The 14,403-nt window shown below is 71.8% G+C and carries 8 protein-coding genes and 1 pseudogene; 6 read left to right on the forward strand and 3 right to left on the reverse strand.

Annotated elements, in window-relative coordinates; genetic code table 11:
- Nucleotides 1-8: 8 nt before the first annotated feature.
- The 5 genes and pseudogenes from ahpF (at nucleotide 9) to R2J75_RS02720 (ending at nucleotide 7,071) form a co-directional block, all read left to right on the forward strand.
- Entirely contained in the window at nucleotides 9-1,550 is a 1,542-nt protein-coding gene (ahpF, locus tag R2J75_RS02700) for an alkyl hydroperoxide reductase subunit F (protein ID WP_243334291.1), read from the forward strand.
- A 115-nt stretch (nucleotides 1,551-1,665) separates the two neighbouring features.
- Nucleotides 1,666-2,393: pseudogene (locus tag R2J75_RS02705) on the forward strand (IS5 family transposase).
- Between the two features lie 359 nt (nucleotides 2,394-2,752).
- Entirely contained in the window at nucleotides 2,753-3,676 is a 924-nt protein-coding gene (locus R2J75_RS02710) for a LysR substrate-binding domain-containing protein (protein ID WP_243334596.1), read from the forward strand.
- A gap of 67 nt (nucleotides 3,677-3,743) precedes the next feature.
- A complete protein-coding gene (locus R2J75_RS02715) occupies nucleotides 3,744-4,961 on the forward strand; it encodes an MFS transporter (RefSeq protein WP_243334598.1) in 1,218 nt (405 codons plus the stop codon).
- A gap of 25 nt (nucleotides 4,962-4,986) precedes the next feature.
- Nucleotides 4,987-7,071, forward strand: a complete 2,085-nt coding sequence (locus tag R2J75_RS02720) for a serine hydrolase (protein ID WP_316411024.1) — start codon at nucleotides 4,987-4,989, stop codon at nucleotides 7,069-7,071.
- Nucleotides 7,072-7,132: 61 nt separating this feature from the next.
- Here R2J75_RS02720 and R2J75_RS02725 read toward each other — a convergent pair whose 3' ends face one another.
- Nucleotides 7,133-8,356, reverse strand: a complete 1,224-nt coding sequence (locus tag R2J75_RS02725; RefSeq protein ID WP_316411025.1) for a glycosyltransferase family 4 protein — start codon at nucleotides 8,354-8,356, stop codon at nucleotides 7,133-7,135.
- A 203-nt stretch (nucleotides 8,357-8,559) separates the two neighbouring features.
- Here R2J75_RS02725 and R2J75_RS02730 point away from each other — a divergent pair, with 203 nt between their 5' ends.
- The gene (locus R2J75_RS02730) at nucleotides 8,560-9,786 is read left to right on the forward strand and encodes a hypothetical protein (RefSeq protein WP_316411026.1); all 1,227 of its coding nucleotides are present in this window, start codon (nucleotides 8,560-8,562) and stop codon (nucleotides 9,784-9,786) included.
- 94 nt (nucleotides 9,787-9,880) lie between these two features.
- Here the strand turns inward: R2J75_RS02730 and R2J75_RS02735 are convergent, their stop codons facing one another.
- Both R2J75_RS02735 and R2J75_RS02740 read right to left on the reverse strand, forming a co-directional pair.
- Nucleotides 9,881-11,254 (reverse strand): efflux transporter outer membrane subunit, encoded by a 1,374-nt coding sequence (locus R2J75_RS02735; protein WP_243334606.1) that lies wholly within the window; start codon nucleotides 11,252-11,254, stop codon nucleotides 9,881-9,883.
- A 1-nt stretch (nucleotide 11,255) separates the two neighbouring features.
- Complete coding sequence (locus tag R2J75_RS02740; protein ID WP_243334608.1) at nucleotides 11,256-14,402, reverse strand: efflux RND transporter permease subunit; 3,147 nt, start codon at nucleotides 14,400-14,402, stop codon at nucleotides 11,256-11,258.
- Nucleotide 14,403 lies beyond the last annotated feature (1 nt).

Raw genomic sequence — 14,403 nt, forward strand, 5'->3', positions numbered from 1 at the left:
GAGACCCCATGCTCGACCAGGACATCCGACAGCAGCTCACCACCCTCTTCGCCTCCCTGGAGCACACCCTCCAGCTGAGGATCGGGGCGGGCGACCACCCCAAGGGGGCCGAGCTCCGCGAGATGCTGGCCGACGTGGCCGCCTGCGGCCCGCGCATCCAGGTGGAGGAGGGGGAGCCCGGCGATCCGGTCCGCTTCGAGGTGCTGCGCGAGGGCGTGCCCACGGGCATCGCCTTCCGCGGCGTCCCGGGCGGCCACGAGTTCAGCTCGCTGATCCTGGCGCTGCTGAACGCCGACGGCAAGGGCCGGCTCCCCGACGCGGGCATCCAGGCCCGGGTCCGCGCCCTGCGCGGCCCGGTCCGCCTCCGCACCTACATCTCCCTGTCCTGCACCAACTGCCCCGACGTGGTTCAGGCCCTCAACCTCATGGCCACCCTGCACCCGGACGTCAGCCACGAGCTGGTGGACGGAGGCCTGGCCGAGGACGAGATCCAGCGCCTGGGGGTGCAGGCCGTGCCCAGCGTGTTCGCCGGCGACACCCTGCTCCACGTGGGCAAGGCCTCGTTCGGGGAGCTCCTCGAGAAGCTGGAGGCCCACTTCGGCACCGACGCGGCCGCGGCAGGGACGGGCGAGGCCCGCGACTTCGACGTGGTCGTCCTGGGCGGCGGCCCCGCCGGGGCCTCGGCGGCCATCTACAGCGCCCGCAAGGGCCTGCGCACGGCCCTGGTGGCCCAGAAGGTGGGCGGCCAGGTCCTCGACACCCTGGGCATCGAGAACCTCATCTCCGTGCCCCGCACCGAGGGGCCCCGGCTGGCGGCGGACCTGTCCCGCCACCTGGCGTCCTATCCGGTCGAGATCCTGGAGCACCGGCGGGCCGAGGCCGTGACCGACGGCCCCGTCAAGGAGGTGCGCCTCCAGGGCGGCGAGGTGCTGCGCGCCCCGGCCGTCATCGTGGCCACCGGCGCCCAGTGGCGCGAGCTGGGCGTGCCCGGCGAGAAGGACTACATCGGCCGCGGCGTGGCCTTCTGCCCCCACTGCGACGGCCCCTTCTACAAGGGGCGCCCCGTGGCCGTGGTGGGCGGCGGCAACTCCGGCGTGGAGGCCGCCATCGACCTGGCCGGCATCTGCAGCCACGTCACCCTGGTGGAGTTCGCCCCGGAGCTCAAGGCCGACAACGTGCTGGTGGAGCGGCTCAAGAGCCTCCCCAACGTGGACATCGTGCTCCACGCCCGCACCCAGGAGGTGGTGGGCGACGGCGCCGGCGTCACCGGCCTGCGCGTCGAGGACCGCGGGACCGGCGAAAGCCGCCTCATCGGCCTGGAGGGGGTCTTCGTCCAGATCGGCCTCGCCCCCAACAGCGGCGTGGTGAAGGGCCTCGTCGAGACGGCCCGCTCCGGCGAGATCGTCATCGACCCCCACTGCCGCACCAGCGTCCCCGGCATCTACGCCGCGGGCGACGTCAGCACCGTGCCCTTCAAGCAGATCGTCATCGCCATGGGCGAGGGCGCCAAGGCCGCCCTGACGGCCTTCGAGGACCGGCTGCGCAGCTAGGCTGTGTTCGGAATCTATAGATTAGATAAATAGTTAACTTGTACTCATACGTAAAGGCTCGTACACCACGAATTTTCCTGGGGTAACGATGCCGAGAAGTTTCCTGACCGATGCCATGTGGGCAAAGCTTGAACCGCTCCTTCCGCCAGAGCGTGGAGGGATGGGGCGATCCCGTCACCCCAACCGTCCCATGGTGGAGGCGATCCTGTGGAGGCACAGGACTGGGGCGCCGTGGAGGGACCTGCCGGAGGAATTTGGACCTTGGACAAGCGTGTACACGCGATTTGAGGCCTGGACCAAGCGCGGCGTGTGGCAAAGGATCCTGGAGTTCCTGCGCAAGGAAGCCGACCTGGAGTGGGTCATGCTGGATGGCACCATCCTTCGCGCTCATCAACCTTCAGCAGGCAAAAGGGGGGGCTCTGGAACCAGGCGCTCGGACGATCTCGGGGTGGATGCTCGACCAAGATCCATTTGATCTGCGATGCCCACGGTAATCCTTTGGATTTCCTGGTCACTCCGGGGCAAGCCCATGAAAGCCGGTCTGCTGAAGGATTGCTGTGCGGTTGGCAGGCAGAGTACGTGTTCGGAGATCGGGCCTACGATGGGAACCCGGTAAGGAAGGCGATCGAGGCCATGGGTGCGACAGCCGTCATCCCACCTCATCCCCGGCGCAAGAATCCGGCGGCCTGGGACTCACACCTATACAAGGCCCGCCATGCCATCGAGCATGGGTTCGCCAAGCTCAAACAGTTCAGGGCGCTGGCCACCAGGTTCGACAAAACGGCGCGAAGTTTCTCAGCCCAGGTGGCTTTGGCCTGCATCGTGATCTGGCTGAGGCTATGAGCGGAGGGTGACAAGCGTTCCGGATCCTCATTGATCCTCCGCGCCTCCGCGTTCCAATAGGATGCTGCGAATGCGCGGCGCCATCAGGCACTGCAGCACAGACTCACTATTCCAGCTCCCCCATGCTCCGGCACGGATGGGTATTAGCCATTACTATCCTGGATTACGAACACACCCTAGGCAACAGCGTCCGCAAAACGGCCTGAAGTCCATCCGAGGGGAGCGGCCGCTGCACGTCCATCGGAGGCCTCGCCTCCTGGGGCGCCGGGCGTATCCAAGGGACTTGGCGGACGCGGCCCGGGAGGCTCCTACCCGGAAGGAGGGCGTCGATGTCAGACTCGTGGGGCGGGCCCTTGAACATGCCTTCCCCCCTCCCCCTCAGTCTCCGGCAGCTCCAGTACGTCGTCGCGGTGGCGGACACGCGCCACTTCCGGCGGGCGGCGGAGCTCTGCGCGGTCGCCCAACCCGCCCTCAGCACCCAGATCGCCGCCCTGGAGGAGGCCCTGGGGGTGCGGATCTTCGACCGGGGACGGCGCGGCGTGGTGGTCACCCCGGCCGGGGAGCCCCTGGTGGCCCGGGCCCGGGCCATCCTGACGGCGGCCGAGTCCCTCGTGGAGGAGGCCCGCCGCCACCAGGACCCCCTCGCGGGCACGCTCCGCCTGGGCATCATCCCCACCTTCGCGCCCTACCTGCTGCCGGAGATGGCGGCCCGGCTCCGCCGGGCCTTCCCCGCCCTCCTGCCCCAGTGGACGGAGGCCCACACGCCCACCCTCGTCGCGGACCTGCAGGAGGGCCGCCTGGACGCGGCGCTCCTGGCCCTGGAGGCGGACCTGGAGGACCTGGAGTGGCTGCCCCTGGGCGAGGACCCCTTCCTCCTCGCCGTGCCCCGCGCCCATCCCCTGGCCCGGGGCCGCGCCCCGGTGGGCCTGGACCGGCTGGAGGGGGAGCGCCTCCTCTTGCTGGAGGATGGCCACTGCCTGCGGGACCAGGCCCTGTCCGCCTGCGCCAACGCCCGGGTGGAGGAGCTGGGCTACCGCGCCACCAGCCTGCCCACCCTCGTGCAGATGGTGGCCAGCGGCATGGGCATCACCCTGCTGCCCCGCACCGCGGTGGCCACCGAGGTGGGCCGGGCCCCCGTGCGGGTCCGCCCCCTGGCGGCCCCGGTCCCCTTCCGCACGGTGGTGCTCGCCTGGCGCCGGGGCAGCTTCCTCAAGGCCGCCGCCCCCGCGCTGGCGGAGGTGCTGGGCCCCGGGGTCGCGGCCGTCCTGGAGGGCGCGCCCTGACGGGCGAAGGAGCTCCCCGTGCTATCCTGCCCCGCCGGAGCCCCTCCGGCCGAGCACGGGATCTTCCATGACGGATCTGGATCGGGACGGCCGCCTTCTCTTCCTCACCCGCGCCCTGCGCATGGCCGCCTACGGCTTCCTGTCGGTGGTGCTCGTGCTGCACCTGGCGGCGCTGGGCTTCGGGCAGGGCCGCATCGGCCTGCTCCTGACCCTGACCCTGGCGGGGGACACCCTCATCTCCCTGCTGCTGACGACCCGGGCGGACCGCTGGGGCCGGCGGCGCACCCTCGCCGGCGGGGCCCTCCTCATGGCCGGGGCCGGCGCGGCCTTCGCCCTCAGCGGGGATTTCTGGGTGCTCCTGGCCGCCGCCACCCTGGGGGTGCTCAGCCCCTCGGGGAACGAGGTGGGGCCCTTCCTGGCCATCGAACAGGCCTCCCTGGCCCAGGTCCTGCCGGGCCAGCGGCGCACCGCCGTCTTCGCCTGGTACAACCTGGCGGGCAGTTTCGCCACGGCCCTGGGGGCCCTCGCCGGCGGCTGGACGGCCCAGTTCCTCCAGGCGGGGGGCATGGCCCCGGTGGCCAGCTACCGGGTCCTGATCCTGGCCTACGGCGCCTGCGGTCTCCTGCTGGCGGGCCTGTTCCGGCGGGTCTCCCCGGCGGTGGAGGCCCCCCCGGCCGAGGTCCCCCGGGGTGGCCTGGGGCTGGGGCGGTCCCGGGGCACCGTCCTCCGCCTCTCGGCCCTCTTCTCCCTGGACGCCTTCGCCGGGGGCTTCGTCATCCAGAGCCTCGTGGCCTGGTGGTTCCACGCCCGCTTCGGCGTGCCGCCGGGGGTGCTCGGGTCCATCTTCTTCGGGGCCAACCTGCTGGCCGGGATCTCGGCCCTGCTCGCCGCCCGCATCGCGGACCGCATCGGGCTCCTCAACACGATGGTGTGCACCCACATCCCCTCCAACGTGCTCCTCATCCTGGTGCCGCTCATGCCCACCCTCCCCCTGGCCGTGGCGGTCCTGCTGCTCCGGTTCTCCATCTCCCAGATGGACGTGCCGACCCGCCAGTCCTACACCATGGCGGTGGTGGACCCGGCGGAGCGCTCCGCGGCCGCGGGCGTCACGGGCATCGCCCGGACCACGGGGGCCTCCGTCGCCCCCGTCCTGGCGGGGCAGCTCATGGCCAGCCCGGCCCTGGGCGGCTTCGCCTTCATCCTGTCGGGCTCCCTCAAGATCGTGTACGACCTCCTCCTGTGGCGGAGCTTCCGCAGGTCCCAGGAGGGCGGTTCCGGGCGGTAGACTGGGGCAACCCCCCGGAGTCCCCATGCGCACCCTTCCCGCCGCCCTCCTCCTGGCCGTGCCGGCCCTGCTCTGCGCCCAGGGGGCCGATCCCGCGGGACGCTGGGAAGGGGCCATCGAGATCCCCGGGTCCCCCCTCCAGGTCCAGCTCGAGCTCGCGCAGGCGGCGGGCGCCTGGACCGGGCGCCTCTCCATCCCCCAGCAGGGCGCCAAGGACCTGGCCGTGGACCGCCTCCAGGTGGGGGGCGGGAAGGTGGCCTTCATCCTGCCGGGGATCCCCGGGGAGCCCGCCTTCCGGGGCGAGCTGGCCGCGGGTGGCCTCCAGGGCCAGTTCTCCCAGGGCGGACGGACCTTCCCCTTCCGCCTGGCGCGGGCCGGGGCCGCCGCCGACGCCGCGCGCAGGGTCCTGGAGGGGCTCGACGCGGAGATCGAGCGCATCCGGGCCGACTGGAAGGTGCCGGGGCTGTCGGTGGCCGTGGTCAAGGGCGGCGAGGTGGTGCTCGCCAAGGGCTACGGCCTGCGGGACACCGCCCGGAAGCTGCCGATGACCGCGGACACCCTGCTGGCCATCGGCTCCGTCACCAAGAGCTTCACCACCGCCGTGATGGCCTCCCTCGTGGACGAGGGCAGGCTGTCGTGGGAAAGCCCGGTCCGCACGTGGATCCCCTGGTTCCGCCTCCAGGATCCCGTCGCCACGGACCGCATGACGCCCCTGGACCTGGTCACCCACCGCAGCGGCATGCCCCGGCACGACATGCTCTGGTACAACGCGTCCGCGAGCCGCGAGGACATGGTGCGCCGCCTGCGCCACCTGGAGCCCAACAAGGACTTCCGGACGGACTTCCAGTACAACAACGCCATGTTCCTCACCGCCGGCTACCTCACGGAGGTGGTGTCCGGGGCCGCCTGGGAGGAGAACGTCCGCGCGCGGGTCTTCCGCCCCCTGGGCATGGACCGGGCCAACTTCTCCGTGGCCGACTCCCGCAAGGACGCCGACTTCTCCGAGCCCTACGAGGAGGAGAAGGACGGTTCCATCCGCCTGGTGCCCATGCGCAACATCACCAACGTCGGCCCCGCGGGCGCCATCAACGCCTCCGCCCGGGAGATGGCCGCCTGGCTCAAGCTGCACCTGGGCGACGGCCGCGTCGGGGGCCGCCAGGTCCTGAGCCCGGCCAGCCTGACCTTCCTGCACACCCCCCGCATGCTCACGGGGGCCCCCCAGACCCAGCCCGAGGTGGTCCCCGGCGGCTACGCCCCGGGCTGGTTCACGGACGTCTACCGGGGCCACCTGCGGGTCTACCACGGCGGCAACATCGACGGCTTCTCGGCCATGGCCATGCTCCTGCCCTCCGACGGCCTGGGCATCGTGGTCCTGGCCAACCTCGGCGGCACCGCGGCCCGGGACCTCCTCCCCCGCGTGATCATCGACCGGCTCCTGGGCCTGGAGGCCCGCGACTGGAGCGGCGAGGGCCTGGCCCAGAAGCGCGAGGCCCTGGCCAAGGCCCGGGAGGGCGAGGCGCGGAAGCGCATGGCCCGGAAGCCCGGCACCGCGCCCAGCCATCCCCTGGCCGACTACGCCGGGACCTACGAGCACCCCGGCTACGGGACCGCCACCGTGACCCTCGAGGGCGGCCGCCTCGTCCTGGCCTGCAACGGCATCCGCACCCCCTTCGAGCACTGGCACTACGACGTCTTCAACGGCCTCAAGGCCGAGGATCCGGTCTTCGAGGACCAGAAGCTCCAGTTCCTCACGGGCCTGGACGGCGACATCGACGCCCTGGCCATGGGGCTGGAGCCCGCGGTGGCCCCCATCCGCTTCGTCCGGAAGGCGGAGGCGCGCCTCTCCGATCCCGCCTTCCTGGCGCGCTTCGAGGGCACGTACGTGCTGGGCAGCCAGACCGAGGCCCGCGTCTTCCTGCGGGGCCAGGTGCTCTCCCTGGACGTGAAGGGCCAGGCCACCCGCGAGCTGGAGCCCCTGCGGGGCACCCGCTTCGCCATCAAGGGCCTGCCGTCCTTCTTCGTGCAGTTCACCCTGCCCGGGGCGGGGCCCGCCACCGAGGTCCAGTTCGACCAGCCCAACGGGATCTTCACCGCGCCGCGGAAGCCGTAGGGGGAGGTCCCTCCCCGCGCGGAACCCGCGCACCGCGCCTTCGCGGAACGCGGCGGCGGGCTCAGCCCGCCTCGGCCACCCAGCGCCGGAAGGCGGGCAACGTGACGCCGGGCGAGAACCGCGCCTGGCAGGCCTCGTGGGCCCGCCAGCGCAGGCGCTCCGCCTCGCCGTCGGGCAACCGGAAGGCGGCGACGAGGGCTTCGGCCAGGGCCACCGGGGAATGGGGGGCCACGCACCACCCGAACTCGCCTCCGGCCAGGATCTCCCAGGGGCCGCCGTGGTCCGGCCCCACGAGCAGCATGCCCGCCGCGGCCGCCTCCGGGAAGACCAGGCCGAAGGGCTCGTCCCAGGGCAGGAAGGCGAACACATCGCAGGCCCTCCGCAGGTCGGCGAGGCGGTCGGCGGGCAGGAAACCATGGAAGGTGACCCGGTCCCGGAGGCCCAGCTCCAGGGCCAGCGCCTCCAGGGCCGCCCGCTGGGATCCGTCCCCCACCACGTGGAGGCGGGGCATGGGTCCCAGGCGCGCGAGGGCCAGGCGGAAGCCCCGGAGCACCGTCTCCACGTTCTTCAACAGCTCCAGGCGGGTCTGGACCATCACCTGGAGGCCGGTGCGGTCGATGCCCGGCAGATGGGGCGCCGGCGCCAGCCCCACGGCGGGGTAGAGGACCTCGGCCTGGCGACCACCGTAGGCCGACGAGACGCTCGTTCGGGTGTAGGCGCTGTTGGCGGCGATGGCGCCCAGGGCGGCGACACCCTCCTGGTCGAAGCCCAGGCGCCGGGCCCAGAAGGGACCGCCGCGCGCGTCGCGCCCCAGGTCCCGCCGCAGGGCGCGGATCAGCGGCTGCTGGGCGGCGAGGAGGCCGGCCCGCGAGGCCTCCAGCAGCCGGCGGTTGGTTTGCCGGGGGTAGAGGCCCCGGGGCGGCTCGTGGCAGTACCAGAGCTTCCGGGCCGGGGTGTCCAGCGCGCCCAGGAGGGCCGGGGCCGGAGGGTTGTGGGCCAGCACCACGTCGGGCGCCAGGCGCCGGAGGGTGGCCTCCACCCGCCCCGCCAGCCTGGCCAACCGGGCCCGCCGGTCCAGCAGGAAGGGGAAGTCCGTCCAGTGCCGCCGGGGGACCTGGTGGAAGGGGAGGCCGTCCAGGGCGGGGCCCCAGGTGGCCGCGTCGACCTCCAGGGCGACGAGGTGGACGTCGACGCCCGCCGTCCGCAGGTCCCGGGCCTGGGCCAGGGCGAGGGCCTCGGCCCCGCCCCACGTCTTGAATCCCCGGTGCAGGATGACTGCCCGCATGCGCACCTCCCTCGCGGGACAGGGGTGCGGCGAGGCCCCGGGGGGCTCCGGGCGCCGCCCAAGCGCGCGCCGGCCCCGGCGAACGGCGGATCCGCGGGGGCCGGCGCCGGGCAAGCATAGTAACATGAGGGTTTGGTCCGGAGGTTCCCCTGCGCATCCGCAGCATTCTCGCCTTCTGGCTGCCCCTGGCGGCCACCTGGCTCATGATGTCCGTCGAGGGACCCTACCTGTCGGCCGTGGTGGCCCGGCTGGGCGCCCCGGTGATCAACCTGGCCGCCTTCGGCCTCGCCTTCAGCCTCGCGTGGCTGGCCGAGTCGCCCATCATCATGCTCCTGTCCGCCTCCACCGCCCTGGCCCAGGACCGGCCCAGCTTCCTGGCCCTGCGCCGCTTCGCGGGCCTGCTCAACGCGGGCGTGACGGCCCTCCTGGTGCTCATCGTCCTGCCGCCGGTGTTCGCCTTCCTCGCCCTGCGGGTCATGGGCCTGCCCGAGGCGGTGGCCGGCCTGGCCCACGGCGCCACCCTGCTCCTCCTTCCCTGGCCGGCGGCCATCGGCATCCGCCGGTTCTACCAGGGGCTCCTGGTGCGGCGCGGCCATACGGGCCGGGTGGCCTCGGGGACCCTGGTGCGCCTGGCAGCCATGTCCGTGACCGCCGCCGCCCTGGCCGCCTTCACCCGCCTGCCCGGGGCCTGGATCGGGGCCCTGGCCCTCAGCGCCGGCGTGGTGGGGGAGGCCGCGGCCGCCCGGTACATGGCCCGTCATGCGGTGCGGGACCTGCTGGCCGCCGCCGGCGGCGCGGAGCCCCCCCTGGGGGAACTCGCCCGCTTCTACTTCCCCCTGGCCCTCACCTCCATGCTGTCCATGTCGGTGGGGCCCATCCTCATCCTGTTCATGGGCCGGGGGGCGGATCCCGTTCCCTGTCTGGCCGCGTGGCCCGTGGTCCAGGCCTTCAATTTCTTCTTCCGGAGCGGTGGCGTGGCCTTCCAGGAGGTGGGCGTGGCCCTTAAGGCGCCCGGGGGCGGGCCCTCGCCCCAGGTGCGGCGCGCGGCGGGCCTGCTGGCCTGCGCCGCCACGGGGCTCCTGGCCCTCCTCGCCTTCACGCCCCTGGCCCGGGTGTGGTTCCTGCGGATCCTGGGCCTGGAGCCCGCCCTGCTGCCCTTCGTGCTCGTTCCCACCCGCCTGCTCCTGGCCTACCCGGCCCTGGAATACGCGCTGAGCTGGCAGCGGGCCCGGTTCATCCTCGCCCGCCGGACCCGGCCCATCACCGAGGCCACCGCCCTGGAGATCGCCGGCCTGGCCCTGGCCATGTCCGTCCTGGTGCTGGGCTTCGGCTGGCGCGGCACCCTGGCGGCGGCCCTGGCCCTGACCCTGGGCCGGCTCCTGGCCTGCGCGCACCTTCGCCTGCGCCGTCCCCTCGCCGAGGTCGCCTGACCCGAAGGCGGCCTCAGCCGGGTCGGCCCTTCATGGTTTTCCCCGGCCCCGCGGCGGGCCGCGGGAACCGGGGAAAGGTCGGGGACCTGGGCCGTCAGATCTGGCCGGCCAGGGCCTTGTACAGGGCCACCTGGTTCACCTTGGCGGCGAGGCGGGTGGCGACGAGGCCCTGCTGGGCCGCATAGAGCGACCGCTGGGCGACGAGCACGTTCAGGTAGCCGTCCAGCCCCGCTTTGTAGCGGAGGTCGGAGAGCTCGTAGGCCTTCTGGAGGGCCGTGACCAGGGCCTGCTGGGCGTCCACCTGCTCCACGAGGGCGGCTCGGCGGGCGAGGCCGTCGGCCACATCCCGGAAGCCGGCCTGGATGGCACCTTCATACTGGGCCAGGGCCATGTCCCGCCCGGCCTTGGCTGCGTCCACCCCGGCGATCAGGGAGCCGCCGGCGAAGATGGGGCTCACGATCTGGGGCGCGAAGCTCCAGGTGCGGGTGCCCGACCCGAAGAGGTCGGAGACGGAGGGGCTGAGGGTGCCGATGCCCGCCGTGAGGCTCACCCGGGGGAAGAAGGCGGCCCGGGCCGCGCCGATGTTGGCGTTGGCGGCCATGAGCTGGTATTCCGCGGCGCGGATGTCGGGCCGGCGGAGCAGGACCTGGGAGGGCAGGCCCGCGGGCACGTCCTTGAAGTCGCCGGCGGCGTCCAGCCCCTGGGGCAGCAGGTCCTGGGGGACCTTGCCGCCGGCCAGGAGTTCGAGGGCATTGCCGTCGGCGGCCACCTGACCCTTCAAGCGGGCCAGGTCGGCCCGGGCGGCTTCCACCTGGCTTTCCGCCTGGCGCAGGTCCAGGTCGGAGGCCAGGCCCGCCGCGTTGCGCGCCTTGATCATGTCGAAGGTGCCCTTCTGGGTCTCCCAGGTGCCCTGGGCCAGGCGCAGGTTCTCCTGGTCGGCGGCCAGGGTCAGCCAGGCCTGGGCCGTGGCGGACACCAGGGAAAGCCGGGCGGCTTCCCGGGCCTGCTCGGTGGCCAGGAACTGGGCGAGGGCCTGGTCCTTGAGGCTGCGGAGGCGGCCGAAGAAGTCGATCTCCCAGGAGAGGATGCCGAACTGGACGCTGTCCTGCTCGACGTACTTCGCCGTGCCGTTGTTCAGCTTCTCCGGCAGACGGTACTTGTCCCCGCTGGCCATGACGCCGGCGCTGGGCCACACGGCCCCGCGCTGGATGCGGTAGGCCGCCTGGACCCGCTCCACGTTGAAGCTGGCGGCGCGCAGGTCCCGGTTGTTGGCCAGGGCCTGGCGGATGACGCCCTGGAGGCCGGGGGCGGTGAAGAAGGAGGTCCAGGGCACCTCGGGCGTCTCGGCGGCGGCCCCCGCGCCGGGGAAGGCGGCGGGGACGGGCGCGGCGGGACGGGTGTAGCGGGGGGCCAGGTTGCAGCCCACGAGGAGCAGGCCCAGGAGGGGAAGGAGGGGTGTCGCGCGCATGTCAGGCCTCCTCCGCCGCCGGCGCCTGCTTCTTCCTTCCGAAGAACTGCACGACCAGCACGTAGAACAGGGGGATGAAGAAGATCGCCAGGAAGGTGGCGGTGATCATGCCGCCCAGCACGCTGGTGCCGATGGCCTTCTGGGCGCCGGCGCCGGCGCCGCTGGCGATGGCCAGCGGGAGCACGCCGAACCCGAAGGCCATGGAGGTCATCAGGATGGGGCGGAGCCTCAGCTTGGCGGCCTCCAGCGTGGCGTCCAGGAGCGACATGCCCTGCTCCATGTTGCCCTTGGCGAACTGCACGATGAGGATGGCGTTCTTGGTGGTGAGGCCCAGCACGGTCAGGAGGCCGATCTGGAAGTAGACGTCGTTGGGCATGCCGCGCAGGCTCGCCGCGAGCACGCCTCCGATGACGCCGAGGGGCAGGGCCAGCAGGATGGTGATGGGCACCGTCCAGCTCTCGTAGAGGGCCGCGAGCACGAGGAAGATGGCCAGGATGGAGAAGCCGTACAGCAGGCCCGCCTGGGATTCCGACATGCGCTGCTGGTAGCTGAGCCCGGTCCACTCGGAGGCGACGCCGGCGGGGAGCTTCTTCACGATCTCCTCCATGGCGTTCATGGCCTCGCCGTTGGAGTGCCCGGCGCTGGGCTCGCCCTGGATGTTCATGGCCGGGAAGGCGTTGTAGCGCTCCAGGCGCGGGGAGCCGTAGACCCACCGGCCCGTGGCGATGGCCGAGAGGGGCACCAGCGTCCCCTGGCGGTTGGGCACGCGCAGGCGGTTCAGGTCCTCGGGCCCCATGCGGAAGGGCGCGTCGGCCTGGGTGTAGACCCGCTTCACCTGGCCGCCCTGCACGAAGTTGCCCACATAGGCGCTGCCGAAGGCCGCGGAGATGTAGTTCTGGGCCGTGGTGACGGATACGCCGAGGGCCTCGGCCTTCTGGATGTCGATGTCGACCTTGTACTGGGGCACGTCGGCCATGCCGTTGGGGCGGACCCGGGCGAGGCGGGGATCCTTGGCGGCCATGCCCAGGAGCATGTTCTGGGCCTCGGTCAGCTTGGCGTGGCCCAGGTCGCCCCGGTCCTGCAGCATGAAGTCGAAGCCGGTCGCGTTGCCGAGCTCGGAGACGGCGGGGGGCGGGAAGGCGAAGATGATGGCGCCCCGCATGCCGCCGAGGGCCGCCATGGCCTTGCCGGCCACGTCCTTGGCCCGGAGGCCGGGCTTGTTGCGGAGCTCCCAGTCCTTGAGCTTGATGAAGGCGAGGCCCTGGTTCTGGCCCCGGCCGGAGAAGCCCATGCCCGCGCCGGTGAGGATGGAGGCGACGGCCTCCTTCTGGTCCTCGAGGAAGTGCTGGCGGACCTTGGACATCACGGCCTCGGTCTGCTCGAGGGTGGACCCCACGGGCAGCTGGACCATGGCCATGAGGGTGCCCTGGTCCTCGTCGGGGAGGTAGCCGGTGGGCATCCGCAGGTAGAAGACGGCCATGGCTGCGAGGATCACGCCGAAGGCGGCGACCCAGCGGGTCTTGCGGCCCAGGATGCCCTTCACGATCTCCATGTAGCGGTCGCGGCCCTTGAAGAAGAACCGGTCGAACCACACGAAGAAGGGCCGGAACAGCTTGAAGCCGGATTCCGAGGCCTCATGCCCCTTCTCCACCGGCTTGAGCAGCGAGGCGCAGAGCACGGGGGTGAGGACGAGGGCCACCACCACGGACAGCATCATGGAGGCGATGACGGTGATGGAGAACTGGCGGTAGATGACGCCGGTGGACCCGGGGAAGAAGATCATGGGGCCGAACACGGCGGAGAGCACGAGGCCGATGCCGACCAGGGCGCTCTGGATCTCGTCCATGGACTTCCGGGTGGCCTCCCACGGCCCGAGGCCCTCCTCGCCCATGACGCGCTCCACGTTCTCCACCACGACGATGGCGTCGTCCACCAGCAGGCCGATGGCGAGCACCATGGCGAACATGGTGAGCATGTTGATGGAGTAGCCCAGGGCCGCCAGCACGCCGAAGGTGCCCAGGATCACGACGGGCACGGCGATGGTCGGGATGAGGGTGGCCCTGATGTTGCCCATGAAGAGGTACATCACCAGGAACACGAGGACGATGGCCTCGAAGAGGGTCTTGACCACCTCGTTGATGGCCACCTTCACGAAGGGCGTGGTGTCGTAGGGGTAGACCACCTCCACGCCCGCGGGGAAGAAGGCCGACAGCTCCTTCATCTTGGCCTTGATGCGGTTGGCCGTGTCCAGGGCGTTGGCGCCGGCCTCCTGGCGGATGGCCAGCATGCCGGACGGTCGCCCGTTGTACTTCATGATCATGTCGGGGGCTTCGGACGACAGCTCGGCCCGCCCGATGTCCCGCACCCGGATGACGGAACCGTCGGGATTGGTGCGGATGGGGATGGCGGCAAACTGGTCGGGCGTCGTCAGCATGGACTGGACGAGGATGGACGCGTTGAGGCGCTGGCCGGGGACCGAAGGGGCGCCGCCCAGCTGGCCGGCGGACACTTCCACGTTGTTGCGGGAGACCGCCGCGACCACATCGTCCGAGGTCAGGCCGAACTTGGTGAGCTTGTCGGGGTCGAACCAGAGGCGCATGGCGTAGCCGGACCCGAACACCTCCACTTCGCCCACGCCCTGCACGCGGGCGAGGACGGACTGGAGCTTGGAGATGGCGTAGTCGTTGAGGTCGGCGTTGTCCATGCTGCCGTCCTTGGACGTGATGCCCAGGATGATCAGCCAGTTGCGCGTGGACTTGGACACCGACACGCCCCGCTGCTGCACCACGGTGGGCAGGCTGGGCATGGCGATCTGGAGCTTGTTCTGGACCTTGGACCAGGCGGTGTCGGGATCGGTGCCGGGCGCGAAGGTGAGGGTGATCTGGGCATTACCCGCCGAATCGCTCGTCGAGTACATGTAGAGCATCTTGTCCAGACCGGTCATCTTCTGCTCGATCATCTGGACCACGCTGTCCTCCACGGTCTTGGCGGAGGCGCCCGGGTAGGAGGCGGTGATCGAGATGGAGGGCGGGGCGATGGGCGGGTACTGGGAGATGGGGAGCTGGTAGATGGCCAGCGCCCCCGCCAGCATCATCGCGATGGCGATGACCCAGGCGAAGACGGGCCTGTCGAGGAAGAAACGTGCCATG

The sequence above is a fragment of the Mesoterricola sediminis genome (assembly GCF_030295425.1).
Taxonomy (GTDB): Bacteria; Acidobacteriota; Holophagae; order Holophagales; family Holophagaceae; genus Mesoterricola; species Mesoterricola sediminis.